Raw genomic sequence first — 12,903 nt, 5'->3', positions numbered from 1 at the left:
ATTGAATTTTTGATTTAAAGTCAGTTAGACTTTGGAAGTATCAAAAGGTTTAATCCGAGTAGAATATTTTTTAAATCTCTAGAGTTCCTTTGAAAACTATGGAAGCATTACTTCTTACTTCCAGAGTAGACGGATTGATGACTTTTAAATGTAGATAACCACCGCGTGATGATAGTTGATAGGCTGATAGTTCCTGCTTGTTGAGTTTTTCTGCCCAATATTTGGCTAAAACGGAGTGAGACGCCCCTGTCACAGGATCTTCATTGATACCAATCCATGGACAAAAACATCTCGAATAAAAATCATATTCTTTGTCTTCAGATTTAGTAGTTACCACTAGCTCCTTTACCTCATCAGAACTTTTTAGAGCTTCTTGAAAGTCTGGTTTAATGGCTAATAACGCTTCTTTATTTTTAACTTCAATGACCAACATATCAAGAGCTTTGGCAAATTGAATGGCTATTGGATTTACTATTCCAAAAGCATCCAGAAGCTTTTGATTGGGTTCATTTACCTCCGAATCGAATAGAGGAAAATTCATCAAAACGAATGCTCCATCTTGTGAAGCACTCAGGTCCAATCCTTTGTAAGTTGTGAAATCAACGTGCTCATGTTTTTCTTCGGACATCAGCACTTTGGAAGCGGCTAGTGTGGCATGCCCACAAAAATCAATTTCTACGGTAGGTGTAAAATACCTGATCGAATAGTGATTCTTCTGGTCATTGGTTTTGAGGAGGAATGCAGTTTCGGATAAGTTGAATTCTGCGGCAATCGATTGCATGAGGCTTTCGTCAATAGACTCGTTCAAGAGGCAGACCCCAGCCGGATTACCGGCGAAGGGTTGATCGGTGAATGAATCTACTATAAAGGATTTTATACTCATGATCTTAATTCGGTAATTATTAGAAAACCGCTTCCGCAATTTTTTGAACGCTCGAAGATTTGCCCATGGAGTAATAGTGCAAAACAGGGACACCCTGTTCTTTCAGTTCTTTTGATTGCTGAATGCCCCATTCGATTCCTACCTGCTTTACCTCTTTGTTGTCTTTACATTTTTCTACTGCTTCAATCAAGGGATCTGGCAAGTCGATTTTGAAGAAGCTAGGCAGTACGCTCAGCTGGCTTTTGGTTTTGAATGGTTTTAGCCCTGGTATGATAGGTACATTGATACCAATATCTCTACATTTTTTTTCAAACTCAAAAAACTTTTGATTGTCGAAAAACATTTGTGTTACGATATATTCGGCACCGGCATCTACTTTTTGCTTAAGATATTTCAAATCTGAATTCAAACTCGGCGCTTCAAAATGCTTTTCAGGATAACCTGCCACTCCAATACAAAAATCAGTTGGATTGGCGTTTTCCATCTCATCATCGAGGTAGTTGCCCTCATTCATGCCCTTTACCTGATGAAGTAGGTCTATGGCGTAGTTGTTTCCTTCTGGTTCGGGCTTGAATTGTGGCTCGGATTTGATGGCATCTCCACGTAGTACCAGCACATTGTCAATACCAAGGAAGTTTAGATCGATCAGCGCATTTTCTGTTTCTTCTTTGTTGAAGCCACCGCAGATGATATGAGGGACTGGGTCTACATTATACCTATGTTTAAGCGCAGCACAAATCCCAACCGTCCCAGGTCGCTTACGTGTTGTTTTCTTTTCCAAAAGGCCACTAGGGTGCTTTTTATATACGTATTCTTCGCGGTGATAGGTCACATCTATAAATGGCGGCTTGAATTCCATCAAAGGGTCCAAGTGATCGAAGATGTTTTGAATGTTCTCACCTTTTCTCGGTGGGATAATTTCCAATGAGAATAGGGTATTGCCCTTGGCGTTAGCGATATGTTCGGTTACTTTCATTTTATATGCAGTGCTATAGTTCTTTGTGTTTGAGTGTTATGGTTTTTTGTTTTTTAGATACCTAATTAGTCCTAGAGTTAGTTTTCTTGTTTTGTTCAGTTGCACTTGTATTGTTTTTAATTTTTCTAAGTCAGTAAAGTTGAGATCTTCAAATACATAAAGCATGCTTCTGACCTCTGCGGCAGAACTACTAGAGTATTCTAAAAACCGTATAAATTCCTTATCACTGTACCTTCCAAATCCTTCTGCTATGTTGTTCATGATGGATAATGTTGCTCGCCTTACTTGGCTTTTGGTGTCCCAATCAACTTTGTTGTTGTCTTGTACTTCTAGGAATACTTGTTTAACTAGAATTCGAGCTTCTTTCCAACATTCTAAGTCTTCAAATTTTTCAATCTTGGCCATATTTTTTGTGAACTAATACACGTAGCACACTAACACTTTAACACCTATTAATCATAATTCAAGTTCGGAGACAACCATTTTTCAGCCTCTTCTAATGTCATTCCTTTTCTTTGAGCATAATTTTCTACTTGATCCTTTTCTATTTTTCCTAAGCCAAAGTATTTAGATTCCGCATTTGCGAAATAAAATCCACTGACTGATGCTGCCGGATACATGGCATTGGATTCAGTGAGTTTGATGCCCGTCTCTTTTTCGGCATCGAGCAGGTCGAATAGGATCGGTTTCTCTGTGTGATCTGGACAAGCCGGGTAGCCTGGAGCTGGTCGAATGCCATGGTATTTCTCACTGATCAAGCTGTCATTGTCAAGCGTCTCATCTGGTGCGTAGCCCCAAAGCTCTTTTCTGACTTTTTCATGCATCAATTCTGCAAAGGCTTCAGCCAATCGGTCAGCAATGGCTTTGATCATGATCGAATGATAGTCATCATGCTCCTTATCGTACTTTTCAATCAATTTTTCGATTCCGATTCCGGCCGTAACGGCAAACCCACCCATGTAATCTAGCTTTCCTGAAGACTCGGGAGCTACAAAGTCTGCAAGAGACAGGTTAGCAATGTTTGAGCCCTTCTTACCTTGCTGTCGCAAGAAATGGAATTCGGTCAATTCCATACCAGAGCGGTCTGAAATTTTGATATCGTCACCATTGGTGTTATTGGCAGGGTAGATGCCTATCACGCCATTGGCTTGAAGACTCCTTTTAGCAATCACCTCGTCCAACATTTTGTTGGCATCATTGTACAGGTCAGTGGCTTGCTGGCCAATCACTTCATCTTGTAAGATCTTAGGGAATTTGCCTTTCAGCATCCAGGTAGAGAAGAAAGGTGTCCAGTCGATATACTTTCTGATTTCCTCTAGAGGGAAGTTATTGAAGGTTTTGTTGCCAATGAAGTTTGGCTTTTTGATCGTGCTGGATTCCCAATCGATTTTGAAGGAGTTGGCTTGGGCATCTGCAAAAGAGATGTAGTTTTTTGCCTTGGTTCGGCCAGCATGACCTTCTCTGGCCTCTTGATATTCCTTTTTGGTTTTTTCTACGAACGCAACTTTCTTGTCGCTTAGCAATTCGCCAGCCACGGGTACACTTCGAGAAGCATCCAGCACATGTACCACCGGACCACTATAGCAGGGATCTACTTTTACGGCCGTGTGAATTCTTGATGTAGTGGCTCCACCTATCAATAGTGGATAGTTTACCTTCTCTTTTTCGAGTAGTTTGGCGAAATCTACCATTTCGTCTAAAGATGGTGTGATCAAGCCGCTAAGGCCGATAATGTCTGCTTTGACTTCCTTGGCTTTCTCCAAAATCTTATCGTTGGGTACCATCACGCCCATATCTACGATTTCGTAGTTGTTGCAAGCCATAACAACACCGACGATGTTTTTTCCTATATCATGTACATCACCTTTTACTGTGGCCAGCAATACAGTTCCTGCATTTTGGGCGTCACCTTCTGATTTTTCGGCCTCCAGGTATGGGGTGAGGTAGGCCACTGCCTTTTTCATCACTCTGGCACTCTTCACTACCTGTGGCAAAAACATTTTACCGGCGCCGAACAAATCTCCAACCACATTCATACCATCCATCAAAGGTCCTTCTATTACATGAAGGGGTCTGTCCAGAGATTGTCTTGCTTCTTCCGTGTCCTCATCGATGAACTCTACAATTCCTTTTACTAGTGCATGTTCAATTCTCTTTTCTACAGGAAGCGCTCTCCATTCATCATTTTTCTTTTCTACTTTACCACTGCCTTTAACGGTTTCAGCAAAGTCTAGTAGTCGCTCAGTGGCGTCATCTCGTCGGTCGAGGAGTACGTCTTCTACATGTTCTAACAAGTCTTTCGGGATGTCGTCATATACTTCCAACATGGCTGGATTTACGATACCCATATCCATGCCCTGACCAATGGCGTGATAGAGAAATGCCGAATGCATGGCCTCTCGAACTGTATTGTTTCCTCTGAAAGAGAAAGAAACATTACTCACGCCACCACTCACATGAGCGGCAGGAAGGTTCTCTCTTACCCACCGAGTAGCTTGAAAGAAATCCAGTGCATTTTTTCTATGCTCTTCCATTCCTGTAGCCACCGGGAAAATGTTCAAATCGAAGATGATATCTTCTGGTTTGAAGTTGATTTTTGGGCCAACCAACAATTCGTAGGATCGCTTCACGATCTCTATTCTTCGATCGTAATTGTCTGCTTGTCCATCTTCATCAAAGGCCATGACGATGACGGCAGCCCCATATTGTTTGATTAATTTGGCCTGGCGGATAAATTCCTCTTCACCCACTTTCAAACTGATGGAGTTGACTACCGATTTACCTTGTGTGCATTTCAACCCAGCTTCAATAATTTCCCACTTTGAGGAATCGATCATTACGGGAATCCTGGCAATGTCAGGTTCGGCAGCCATCAAGTTTAAGAATTTGGTCATGGTGTCAGCACCATCCAACATGCCTTCATCCATATTGACATCGATGATCTGTGCACCGCCTTCAACTTGGTTACGAGCTACCTCTAGGGCCTCTTCATACTTTTCTTCTTTGATCAGTCTGAGGAATTTCCGAGAGCCTGTTACATTGGTTCTTTCGCCTACATTGATGAAGTTCATATCAGGCGTAACCACGAGAGGTTCTAGTCCACTCAATTTCATTGACGCATGATCGTGCCACTTGTACTCGTATTTGCCTGGATAGTCTGGATGAATGTTCATATTGCCTTTGCCTTCTTTATTAATTACCACTTAGGTGAAAATTACATTACCACATTCCAATTGTCTTCGCTAGATGAATGCATCCAGTCTTTGAATTTTTCTTCGCCACCTCTGATTTTCCAATCGGAATCGATGGTGCATTTTGAGCTGATTCCACCTCTTGGGTTGCAAATCATGACAATTCTCAATCTTTCTGGCTCATAGACTGCCATCAAGTGATCATAGAAGATATTGATCAATCTTTCGTAGGATACAGTGATGTCTCGCAGGTGGTAGACGTACTGCTTGAGTGATTTGAGTTCAATGATGCTTTTTTTAGGGTAGAAGGTAAGGTACACCTGTGCGAAATCTGGTTGTTGTTTTACTCCCAAAAAAGTGAATTCAGGGATTTTGATTTTAATTTCATACGCCTCTTTCGAAGGGTTGGGAATAGCAACTAGGATTTCCTTGTCTATTTCTTTATAAAGTTTGGCACTCATGATTGTCTGTTTTGTTGCGAAATGTACTATGCGTATACGGCTCTTGCTTCTGAAACCCTCGGTTTGTAATTGGAGGCCAGCTCAGCAATCGCCTTGATGTGATCAGGTGTGGTACCACAACATCCACCAATAATATTGATTAAGCCATCATCCAAGAACTCTTTGATTTGCGCGACCATATCTTCTGGCGTTTCATCGTATTCTCCAAACTCGTTCGGCAATCCTGCATTAGGATGCGCGCTGATGTTAAACTCAGACTTATTGGATAGTGTATTCAAATAAGGTTTGAGCTCTCTTGCACCCAGCGCACAGTTGAGTCCAATACTCATCAGGTCCAAATGAGATACCGATATCAGGAAAGCTTCTGTGTTTTGTCCAGACAAGATTCTACCACTGGCATCAGTAATGGTACCAGATACCATGATAGGTACTCGGATGCCTCTTTCTTCAGCAATTTGATCTATGGCCATCAAAGCAGCTTTTGAGTTTAAAGTGTCCGTAATGGTTTCTACCAACAAAATATCAGCGCCTCCATCTAACAACGCTTTGGCCTGCTCTCCAAATGCCTCTAGTAACTGGTCGAATGTGATGGCTCGATAGCCTGGGTCGTTTACATCTGGAGACATCGATGTCAAACGGTTAGTAGGTCCCATAGAGCCCGCTACAAACCTAGGCTTGTTTGGTTCGTTTTTGGTGAATTCGGTAGCTACTTCCTTGGCAATTTTGGCTGACTCGTAGTTGATTTTATAGACCCAATCTTCGAGTTTGTAATCTGCCTGTGCTACCCAAGTACTGCCAAAAGTATTGGTTTCTATTATGTCAGCACCCGCTGAGAAATATGCCGCATGTATCTCTTTGATCACGTCAGGTCTGGTCACAGAGAGAAGGTCATTATTACCTTTCAAAGGGACGTCATGATCTTGGAGTTCTTCATTGCGAAAGTCCTTCTCCTCCAACTTGTAACGTTGGATCATGGTGCCCATAGCTCCATCCAGAACTAATATTCTCTCTTTTAGAATATCCAGAATATTCATTTAATCTTAATTTAAATGTACAGCGAAACACCAAGTGTAGCGCATAAATTTTATGTGTATTGGATTCATCCGATACATCACTTACCAAAAAAGAAATCTTATAGATAACCTATCTTCTTCAGAATGATGATTCATTCTAAATGGGAGTTGGCACAACATCCAATATTGCGGCTATGGATATGTTGCCAAGACGTCTTCGGGCCCAGTCCCTCGGTCTTTCTTGATAAGTAAAGCAAAGATAGCTGAATTTGAAGTCAGAACAAGAAATCAAGGTATAATTAGATGATTCTTATCAAAAGGCTTGATTTGTTGTGAGTTTTGAAATGTGTTCACGGATTTATTCCGAGATCTGTTTGAATAAAGCTCTGCTGGTGGGGATATAGGTGCCGCAACAGGTACGGCACGGGTGGATTAAAGGGTTTTCCTTCTAAAGTTGAATACTTCGGTATTTACGCTTCCATCTTTTTGTTTCAACTTTAGCGAGACTTTTAGATAATTGGGGTCTACTAATTCGTAAGTGAGACCTTTGAAAATGGCTTTATTAGGTTCAATGGATTCTAGCGTGAAGGTGACGTATTTGTCTTTTTCTTCCCATCCTGTCATGTCAGGATTGAAATGTTTGAGCCGTAAGCGAATGGTGTCTTCTACAGTCGAAATATCCATAAATTCCATGAAGGTGGTTTTGTCATCCTTCTTATGTTTGTAGATTCCATTCATACGACCTAATGAGGCTGGTATCCATACTTCTTCAGATATACCACCAAATCCATCGCCTACCCAATAGCCTTGTATAAAGTTCAGATCATCCATGGTAGGCTTTGAATCTTGAGCATTTAGCTGAAAGCTCAAGGCAAAAAGTAAGGGAATGAGTAGCTTTTTCATTCCCTTAAGGTAATTAATAATTCCGTGAATGGGCCAAGTCCTATTTTTCAATTTCAAAAGAAATGAATACCTGATCACTTATGGTTAAATCTTTGGCTTCGAAGTTTGACATGTCGCTTTCTGCGAAACTTTTCATCATACCCATGTTTGCTGCATATGGACGAGGCACATTCGAGGAATTTCCATAGTTAATCTCTTTTATGCCCTTGATGTTGTATCCAGTAGTTTCTGCTAGTATTTCAGCTTTAGCTTTTGCATCTGCTACTGCCATTTTTAGGAGTTCTTTTTTTACTTTTTCCTCTTGCTTATCGGACATGCCAAAGGCTATGGAAACAGAAGGAGCTGATTCGTCGGAGGCTGTTTTGTTTAGGACCTCTAAGAGACGCTTTGTTGAATGATCAAATCGGATTTCGAGGGTCTGGGAAGCAACATATTCTTCTCCTTTGGGCTCACCCTGACGGTATTTTCTATTTTGTCGGATGTTGAAATTCGCTGTTTTAATTTCTTCTTTTTTGAATCCAATTTTTGTTAGAGAATTGGTCAATGCATCTATTCTTTTGGTCATCATTGAAATCGCTTCATCATAGCTGTCTCTGGTTTCGTTGATTGAATAGGTAACTATTGTTCGCTCTGGCTGAACGGAAATAGAGGCTTGCCCGGTTACATTCAATTGAGCTGAAGCGGTAAGCAAGGCAAGGAAATAAATAGGGACTAGGATTAACTTTTTCATGTGTAATTCAATTTGTTTGACTTGTCGTTTGCAAAAATTAGCCCAAAGTTGATTTAAATCATAAGAATTATTCCAGAAGGACTTTTAACCGCCTAAATAATTTTCCCGATCTTTGTCACAAATATTGGGCAATCTTGTCCTTATAGTAACAAACAATTGTAGTATTATTTTATGAGTGACATTGAAATTAAAGCGTTTGCAAAGGAGATGATGAAGACGTTGCAAAAGTATAAGCAGACGTCTTATAAGAAGGCAATTTGGCAAATTTGCAATTCGATGATCCCATTTGTGGCGATATGGATTGCCATGTATTGGGCCTTTTCTTACAACCTATTTTTATTTTTTGGCTTGGGGGTGATCAACGCCTTCTTCTTAGTTAGAATATTTATAATTCAGCATGACTGTGGTCACCATTCTTTTGTGAAGTCAAGAAAGTGGAGAGATGCGATCGGTTTTGTGTGTAGTATTTTTAGTGCGATGCCTTACAAATATTGGGCAGATGCGCATGCCTTTCATCACAATCATAACGGCAAATTAGAAACTCGAGATATTGGTGATATCAATACCCTGACGGTGAAAGAATATCAAGAAATGGGAACTTGGGATAGAATCAAATATCAGATCTTTAGATTCCCTCTTGTAACTTTTATGATTGGGCCGATCATTTATTTTATTAGAAATATGAGATTGCCATTGGTGGTATTGGATAATAAAAAGTCACGAGCCTTTTGGAGTGTGATGATCAACAATGTAGTAGTGATCGGCGGGGTAGTGGCTCTTTGTATGATCTTCGATTGGAAAGCGATTTTGTCCACATACCTTACTGTATTGTATCTGTTTTCGATCATCGCGATTTGGTTCTTTTATGTTCAGCATCAGCATGAAGATGGCTACAAGAGATGGGCGAAAGATTGGGATCATTTTACTTCTGCTGTAAAAGGAAGTACATACTACAAGTTGCCTGCATTAGTCAATTGGCTGACAGGCAATATCGGTGTTCACCATATTCATCATCTATATTCGGCCATTCCAAATTACAATCTGGTGAAGTGCATCAAGGAAAATCCAGAGTTTAGCAAGTACACGACTATAGTTACATTCTGGGAAAGCTTGAAGTACATGAATCATAGACTTTGGGATGAAGATTCTCAACGCATGATTACATTTGGAGAGTACAGGAGGTTACAAAAAGTGGCTGCTTAGTTTGTTCCTCAAATAGAAACGAGTTTAGATCCAGTTAATAAAGTCTTGTTTAGTTAGCTTCAATATTCTCAAACCATTTTTGATGATGAATTCAGGTACTGGGTCTATATGAGATTGAACGGTGATCGGTCTGGATAAATCCTTTTTCGTCCAATGCTCATGTCCTCCTTTAGTTCTTGTGATTTTGCAGCCTTGATCTTTGAGGAAATCTCGGTAGAGTTTTAATGGGATATTTTTAAGAGTTTTTCCTCCCATTAATAAGCTAATTCGAGATTTTCTCTTGAGACTTTATATTCCTTATTGTCTATAATTTCGTGATAAGTAGGGTTTTGGTCTATGAGTTTTGAGTGATTGGGAGGAATGTAGGTTTTAATGCTTTTCTTACTTTTCAATTGCCACCCTAATTCGGTAAGTGCTTTATCCAATGAGCCTTTGTTTGCCGTATAACGCATGAATTCATCGAGTGCTTCTAAATAGCTTTCCTTGGCTTCTTGTGCAGATTTGCCATAACCACTTAAGTCTAGGCTCGGTGCGAAAACGATAAAATGGTCATCTTCTTTAAATTCGACTAATGGCATTGATACTTCATATACGCCTTTTTTTGTTTTTAACTTACCCGATGCTCTAAGTCCCATGATCTACTAATAAATTAAGTCTGAAGAAGTTTTACAAAAATAGTTTAAATGTAAATAAATCTCTTAACGATTAAATCTAATCAAAACTTTTACAAATCTCTTTTCTTCAATATCCAATAACTAAAACCAATATTGGCCACCAGCCAGCCGAAGGCTATTGTAAATTCTCTCAATGATATGTAATCTTGAATCTCCTGAAAGAAGTATTTCATATAGGGGATGTGAATGAGGTTATTCATAGCTGTAACCGGGAGATAGTCTTTCAAGAATCTAATCTCATCCCAAATGTGCGGAAAATGCTCCAATAGCTTAGAGGCTACCGGGTCAAAAATCAAAGTGTACATCAATAGTCCTACTATGACCAATCCGGCCTTTCTGACCAGTAAGGCAATGGTCAATGCAAAAGTGAGATAACAAAACACTTCGAACCCATAAGCGAACAAGAACTGCATGTCTGAGAATACATATTTCCACCCCCAAACATGAGAATAAAGGCTGCCCGTAGATAGACCGATAAGAAAAAGTAAGACCATGGCTCCAAATGACAGTATACCAATGATCAGCAGTTTGGTCATGAGAAACTCCTTTTTACTCAATCCATCAATGATGTTTTGCCGCATGGTACGGTAAGACGCTTCATTGGCGATAGAGATCACTATGATAAAGCCGAGAAGCACCTTAAAGAAAGTAGCGATATATGCGGTATTGTGCCATACATCTGGAAAGTCATAGTACGGAATAATCGTCGGATCAATGCCATTGAAATCTGCACCTTTGCTTTTCAGGTATTGCAAAACGATCATGACACTAGAGCAAACAATAATTACTCCAGCTGAGTACATGCTGATGAGTATCCAAAAGGCTCGATTGTACCGAAGTTTGAGCCATTCTATTTGTAAGAGTCTAGTCATTTTCGTTGAGTATTTTGAGGAATTGTTTTTCAAGGCTACCGCCTTTTTTAACCAAGTGTGTGATTGTTAATCCTTTTTCAAAAAGGAAAGCATTAATGGATTCTGGTGAAAGTCCATTGACAGTGGTCAATGACAAAGCATCGATTGTTTTTTCAATCTTAGAAACACCATCTAAGCCTTTGAGTGCTTCCTCAAGTTGAGACATATTTGACGCTGCTACTTCGATTGTTTTCTGATCTGATAGTGCTTCCTCTACGCTGCCTTGATAGAGTTTTTCTCCTTTACGTAATACACAGAAATGGGTACAAACTTTTTGCACTTCATCGAGCAAATGACTAGCCAAGATGATGGTTTTGCCTGAAGAGGCAATTTGCTGAATAATCTCTCTGATTTCAACAATGCCTTGTGGATCTAGCCCATTGGTAGGTTCGTCCAAAATCAAAACCGGTGGATCTGCCAATAGGGCTGAGGCTATGGCTAATCGTTGCTTCATACCAAGCGAATACGTTTTGAAGGGGTCGTCTTTGCGCTCATACAATCCCACTTGCTTCAGTACTTCATCTATTCTGGATGCTGGGCATTCTTTGATTTTGGCTATGATCCTGAGGTTTCTAACTGCCGATAGATAAGGGTAGAAGCAAGGAGTTTCCAATATGGCGCCTATTTTCTTGCGACTATCAGCACTGGGGGATTCGTCAAACCAAGAGTAGCTACCGCTACTGGGTTTGATTACGTCGAGGATCATGCCAAGGGTAGTGGTTTTGCCGCTACCGTTTGGGCCCAGGAGTCCGAAGACTTGTCCAGGCTCTATCGTCAGATTGAGTTGATCCAACGCAGTGAGCTTACCGTATTTTTTGGTGAGTCCTTTGGTTTCGAGTATATATTTCAATGTTTGAGTTTTTTAGTCCGCAACGTCTTCGCCAAATTCCATCAGTCCAAGAATTTGTGAGAATTTACTTTGAAAAGTAGAATCATTTTCAGAGATGTATTGATACAACTTGGGAAGTTCTTTGAGTTCGAGACTTCCTGCAATGTCAAATACGAAGTGCTCTTCATTCATTAGTGCAAGGCCTATAGTTTCAGCAGGTTTTTCCCTACCTAGCAAATAGAACTTTTTAGTAGGACCGTCTACCACTACGTATTCTTCAAAGGCTTCATTGGATTGAAGTTGGTTTACCAAGTTGTACATATCAATGGTTTCAAACTTGCCGTTCATCTTGAAGAAAACAAGCTTCTCGATATCTTGAATGAGTCGATTGAATTCTTCATTATTGTCAAGATTGACCATACGGAGCGTACTTGGGTAAAAGTGCAAATCCATGCTAGTTAGCTTTTCTTTTTTCAATTCCGTGATGGTGCTGCTCTGCGCAATGGAATTGAACGATATAAATATTAAGCTTATAGCAAGTAGTAAAACTCTGCCCTTTGTTAAAAGAGCAGAGTGAGTGAGTTTTTGACCTTTGTTGATATCAATCATTATCGTTATCTAATGCTTTGAGATGATTCATGCCTTTCATTTTCATAATTCTTGAGAGCTTGGCGATTTGTTTCAAATCAATTTCTCCGAATAGGCTCATGATTAGAAACTCCTCATCACCAGAGACGATCATAAGTAGTTCGTTGATGATGCTGCCTTCATCTCGAATCATGAATTTGATGTTTTCATCATTGCCTTCTACCGACATCAACACTTCATAGCTTTTGTCCTTGTCAATAGACTTTATTGCTTTGGCATAAAGTGCTTTGGAATCTGTTGGGTTTTCATTGATCAATGCTTTAATTCCTTTGAGTTTGCTCAATGCTTCCAAAACTTCTTTTTCTGCTTCGTCTTCTCCCTCAATTTCAGTGAAGAGTGAGAACATTTTACTGGTCACAGTCACTTTGGTGAATGCAGTGTCAGCCGTATAGTTGCTAAAATATTTGCTTATTGCATTGTCTTGTGCCATAGTGGACCAACTTCCCATTACAGCTATCATGATAATCATTAACTTTTTCAT

General features: G+C 40.0%; 15 protein-coding genes and 1 riboswitch. Of the genes, 1 reads left to right on the top strand and 14 read right to left on the bottom strand.

Features of this window, described 5'->3' with window-relative positions:
- Positions 1-70 precede the first annotated feature (70 nt).
- From ACOQO5_RS06445 to ACOQO5_RS06410, 8 genes are all read right to left on the bottom strand, one after another.
- Positions 71-883: a PhzF family phenazine biosynthesis protein gene (locus tag ACOQO5_RS06445; RefSeq protein ID WP_420580869.1), complete on the bottom strand. Its 813-nt coding sequence runs from the start codon at positions 881-883 to the stop codon at positions 71-73.
- 19 nt (positions 884-902) lie between these two features.
- Positions 903-1,859 carry a methylenetetrahydrofolate reductase [NAD(P)H] gene (metF, locus tag ACOQO5_RS06440; protein WP_420580868.1) on the bottom strand — a complete coding sequence of 319 codons (957 nt, stop codon included), beginning with the start codon at positions 1,857-1,859 and terminating at the stop codon, positions 903-905.
- A 36-nt stretch (positions 1,860-1,895) separates the two neighbouring features.
- A complete protein-coding gene (locus ACOQO5_RS06435) occupies positions 1,896-2,264 on the bottom strand; it encodes a four helix bundle protein (RefSeq protein WP_420580867.1) in 369 nt (122 codons plus the stop codon).
- A 47-nt stretch (positions 2,265-2,311) separates the two neighbouring features.
- Entirely contained in the window at positions 2,312-5,062 is a 2,751-nt protein-coding gene (metH, locus tag ACOQO5_RS06430; RefSeq protein WP_420580866.1) for a methionine synthase, read from the bottom strand.
- An 11-nt stretch (positions 5,063-5,073) separates the two neighbouring features.
- Positions 5,074-5,511 carry a preQ(1) synthase gene (locus ACOQO5_RS06425; RefSeq protein ID WP_420580865.1) on the bottom strand — a complete coding sequence of 146 codons (438 nt, stop codon included), beginning with the start codon at positions 5,509-5,511 and terminating at the stop codon, positions 5,074-5,076.
- A gap of 26 nt (positions 5,512-5,537) precedes the next feature.
- Positions 5,538-6,545 carry a homocysteine S-methyltransferase family protein gene (locus ACOQO5_RS06420; RefSeq protein ID WP_420580864.1) on the bottom strand — a complete coding sequence of 336 codons (1,008 nt, stop codon included), beginning with the start codon at positions 6,543-6,545 and terminating at the stop codon, positions 5,538-5,540.
- 106 nt (positions 6,546-6,651) lie between these two features.
- Positions 6,652-6,775, bottom strand: a riboswitch (SAM riboswitch).
- Positions 6,776-6,956: 181 nt separating this feature from the next.
- Positions 6,957-7,427: a DUF6265 family protein gene (locus ACOQO5_RS06415; RefSeq protein ID WP_420580863.1), complete on the bottom strand. Its 471-nt coding sequence runs from the start codon at positions 7,425-7,427 to the stop codon at positions 6,957-6,959.
- A 40-nt stretch (positions 7,428-7,467) separates the two neighbouring features.
- Positions 7,468-8,157, bottom strand: a complete 690-nt coding sequence (locus ACOQO5_RS06410) for an SIMPL domain-containing protein (protein ID WP_420580862.1) — start codon at positions 8,155-8,157, stop codon at positions 7,468-7,470.
- Positions 8,158-8,328: 171 nt separating this feature from the next.
- Here ACOQO5_RS06410 and ACOQO5_RS06405 point away from each other — a divergent pair, with 171 nt between their 5' ends.
- Positions 8,329-9,360: a fatty acid desaturase gene (locus ACOQO5_RS06405; RefSeq protein ID WP_420580861.1), complete on the top strand. Its 1,032-nt coding sequence runs from the start codon at positions 8,329-8,331 to the stop codon at positions 9,358-9,360.
- 24 nt (positions 9,361-9,384) lie between these two features.
- On the opposite strand, the gene ACOQO5_RS06400 is transcribed toward ACOQO5_RS06405, so the two are convergent.
- The 6 genes from ACOQO5_RS06400 to ACOQO5_RS06375 all read right to left on the bottom strand — a co-directional run bounded on the left by ACOQO5_RS06400 (position 9,385) and on the right by ACOQO5_RS06375 (position 12,903).
- Complete coding sequence (locus ACOQO5_RS06400; protein WP_420580860.1) at positions 9,385-9,615, bottom strand: type II toxin-antitoxin system HicA family toxin; 231 nt, start codon at positions 9,613-9,615, stop codon at positions 9,385-9,387.
- Positions 9,615-9,995 carry a hypothetical protein gene (locus tag ACOQO5_RS06395; RefSeq protein WP_420580859.1) on the bottom strand — a complete coding sequence of 127 codons (381 nt, stop codon included), beginning with the start codon at positions 9,993-9,995 and terminating at the stop codon, positions 9,615-9,617. The genes ACOQO5_RS06400 and ACOQO5_RS06395 overlap by 1 nt, the downstream gene beginning before the upstream one ends.
- Positions 9,996-10,084: 89 nt before the next feature.
- Positions 10,085-10,906: an ABC transporter permease subunit gene (locus tag ACOQO5_RS06390; RefSeq protein ID WP_420580858.1), complete on the bottom strand. Its 822-nt coding sequence runs from the start codon at positions 10,904-10,906 to the stop codon at positions 10,085-10,087.
- Entirely contained in the window at positions 10,899-11,795 is an 897-nt protein-coding gene (locus ACOQO5_RS06385) for an ABC transporter ATP-binding protein (protein WP_420580857.1), read from the bottom strand. Before ACOQO5_RS06385 ends, ACOQO5_RS06390 begins: the two co-directional genes overlap by 8 nt.
- Positions 11,796-11,807: 12 nt before the next feature.
- Positions 11,808-12,383 carry a hypothetical protein gene (locus ACOQO5_RS06380; RefSeq protein ID WP_420580856.1) on the bottom strand — a complete coding sequence of 192 codons (576 nt, stop codon included), beginning with the start codon at positions 12,381-12,383 and terminating at the stop codon, positions 11,808-11,810.
- Positions 12,376-12,903: a DUF4252 domain-containing protein gene (locus ACOQO5_RS06375; protein WP_420580855.1), complete on the bottom strand. Its 528-nt coding sequence runs from the start codon at positions 12,901-12,903 to the stop codon at positions 12,376-12,378. Before ACOQO5_RS06375 ends, ACOQO5_RS06380 begins: the two co-directional genes overlap by 8 nt.

The organism is Reichenbachiella sp. (assembly GCF_965223055.1).
GTDB lineage: Bacteria > Bacteroidota > Bacteroidia > Cytophagales > Cyclobacteriaceae > Reichenbachiella.
This window is presented reverse-complemented; position numbering and strand designations above follow the sequence as displayed.

Coding starts and splice junctions, on each gene's coding strand:
- metF (WP_420580868.1), bottom strand. CDS start 1,859: ATGAAAGTAACCGAACATATCGCTAACGCCAAGGGCAATACCCTATTC.
- ACOQO5_RS06410 (WP_420580862.1), bottom strand. CDS start 8,157: ATGAAAAAGTTAATCCTAGTCCCTATTTATTTCCTTGCCTTGCTTACC.
- ACOQO5_RS06435 (WP_420580867.1), bottom strand. CDS start 2,264: ATGGCCAAGATTGAAAAATTTGAAGACTTAGAATGTTGGAAAGAAGCT.
- ACOQO5_RS06375 (WP_420580855.1), bottom strand. CDS start 12,903: ATGAAAAAGTTAATGATTATCATGATAGCTGTAATGGGAAGTTGGTCC.
- ACOQO5_RS06380 (WP_420580856.1), bottom strand. CDS start 12,383: ATGATTGATATCAACAAAGGTCAAAAACTCACTCACTCTGCTCTTTTA.
- ACOQO5_RS06425 (WP_420580865.1), bottom strand. CDS start 5,511: ATGAGTGCCAAACTTTATAAAGAAATAGACAAGGAAATCCTAGTTGCT.
- ACOQO5_RS06405 (WP_420580861.1), top strand. CDS start 8,329: ATGAGTGACATTGAAATTAAAGCGTTTGCAAAGGAGATGATGAAGACG.
- ACOQO5_RS06445 (WP_420580869.1), bottom strand. CDS start 883: ATGAGTATAAAATCCTTTATAGTAGATTCATTCACCGATCAACCCTTC.
- ACOQO5_RS06390 (WP_420580858.1), bottom strand. CDS start 10,906: ATGACTAGACTCTTACAAATAGAATGGCTCAAACTTCGGTACAATCGA.
- ACOQO5_RS06415 (WP_420580863.1), bottom strand. CDS start 7,427: ATGAAAAAGCTACTCATTCCCTTACTTTTTGCCTTGAGCTTTCAGCTA.
- ACOQO5_RS06395 (WP_420580859.1), bottom strand. CDS start 9,995: ATGGGACTTAGAGCATCGGGTAAGTTAAAAACAAAAAAAGGCGTATAT.
- ACOQO5_RS06420 (WP_420580864.1), bottom strand. CDS start 6,545: ATGAATATTCTGGATATTCTAAAAGAGAGAATATTAGTTCTGGATGGA.
- ACOQO5_RS06400 (WP_420580860.1), bottom strand. CDS start 9,615: ATGGGAGGAAAAACTCTTAAAAATATCCCATTAAAACTCTACCGAGAT.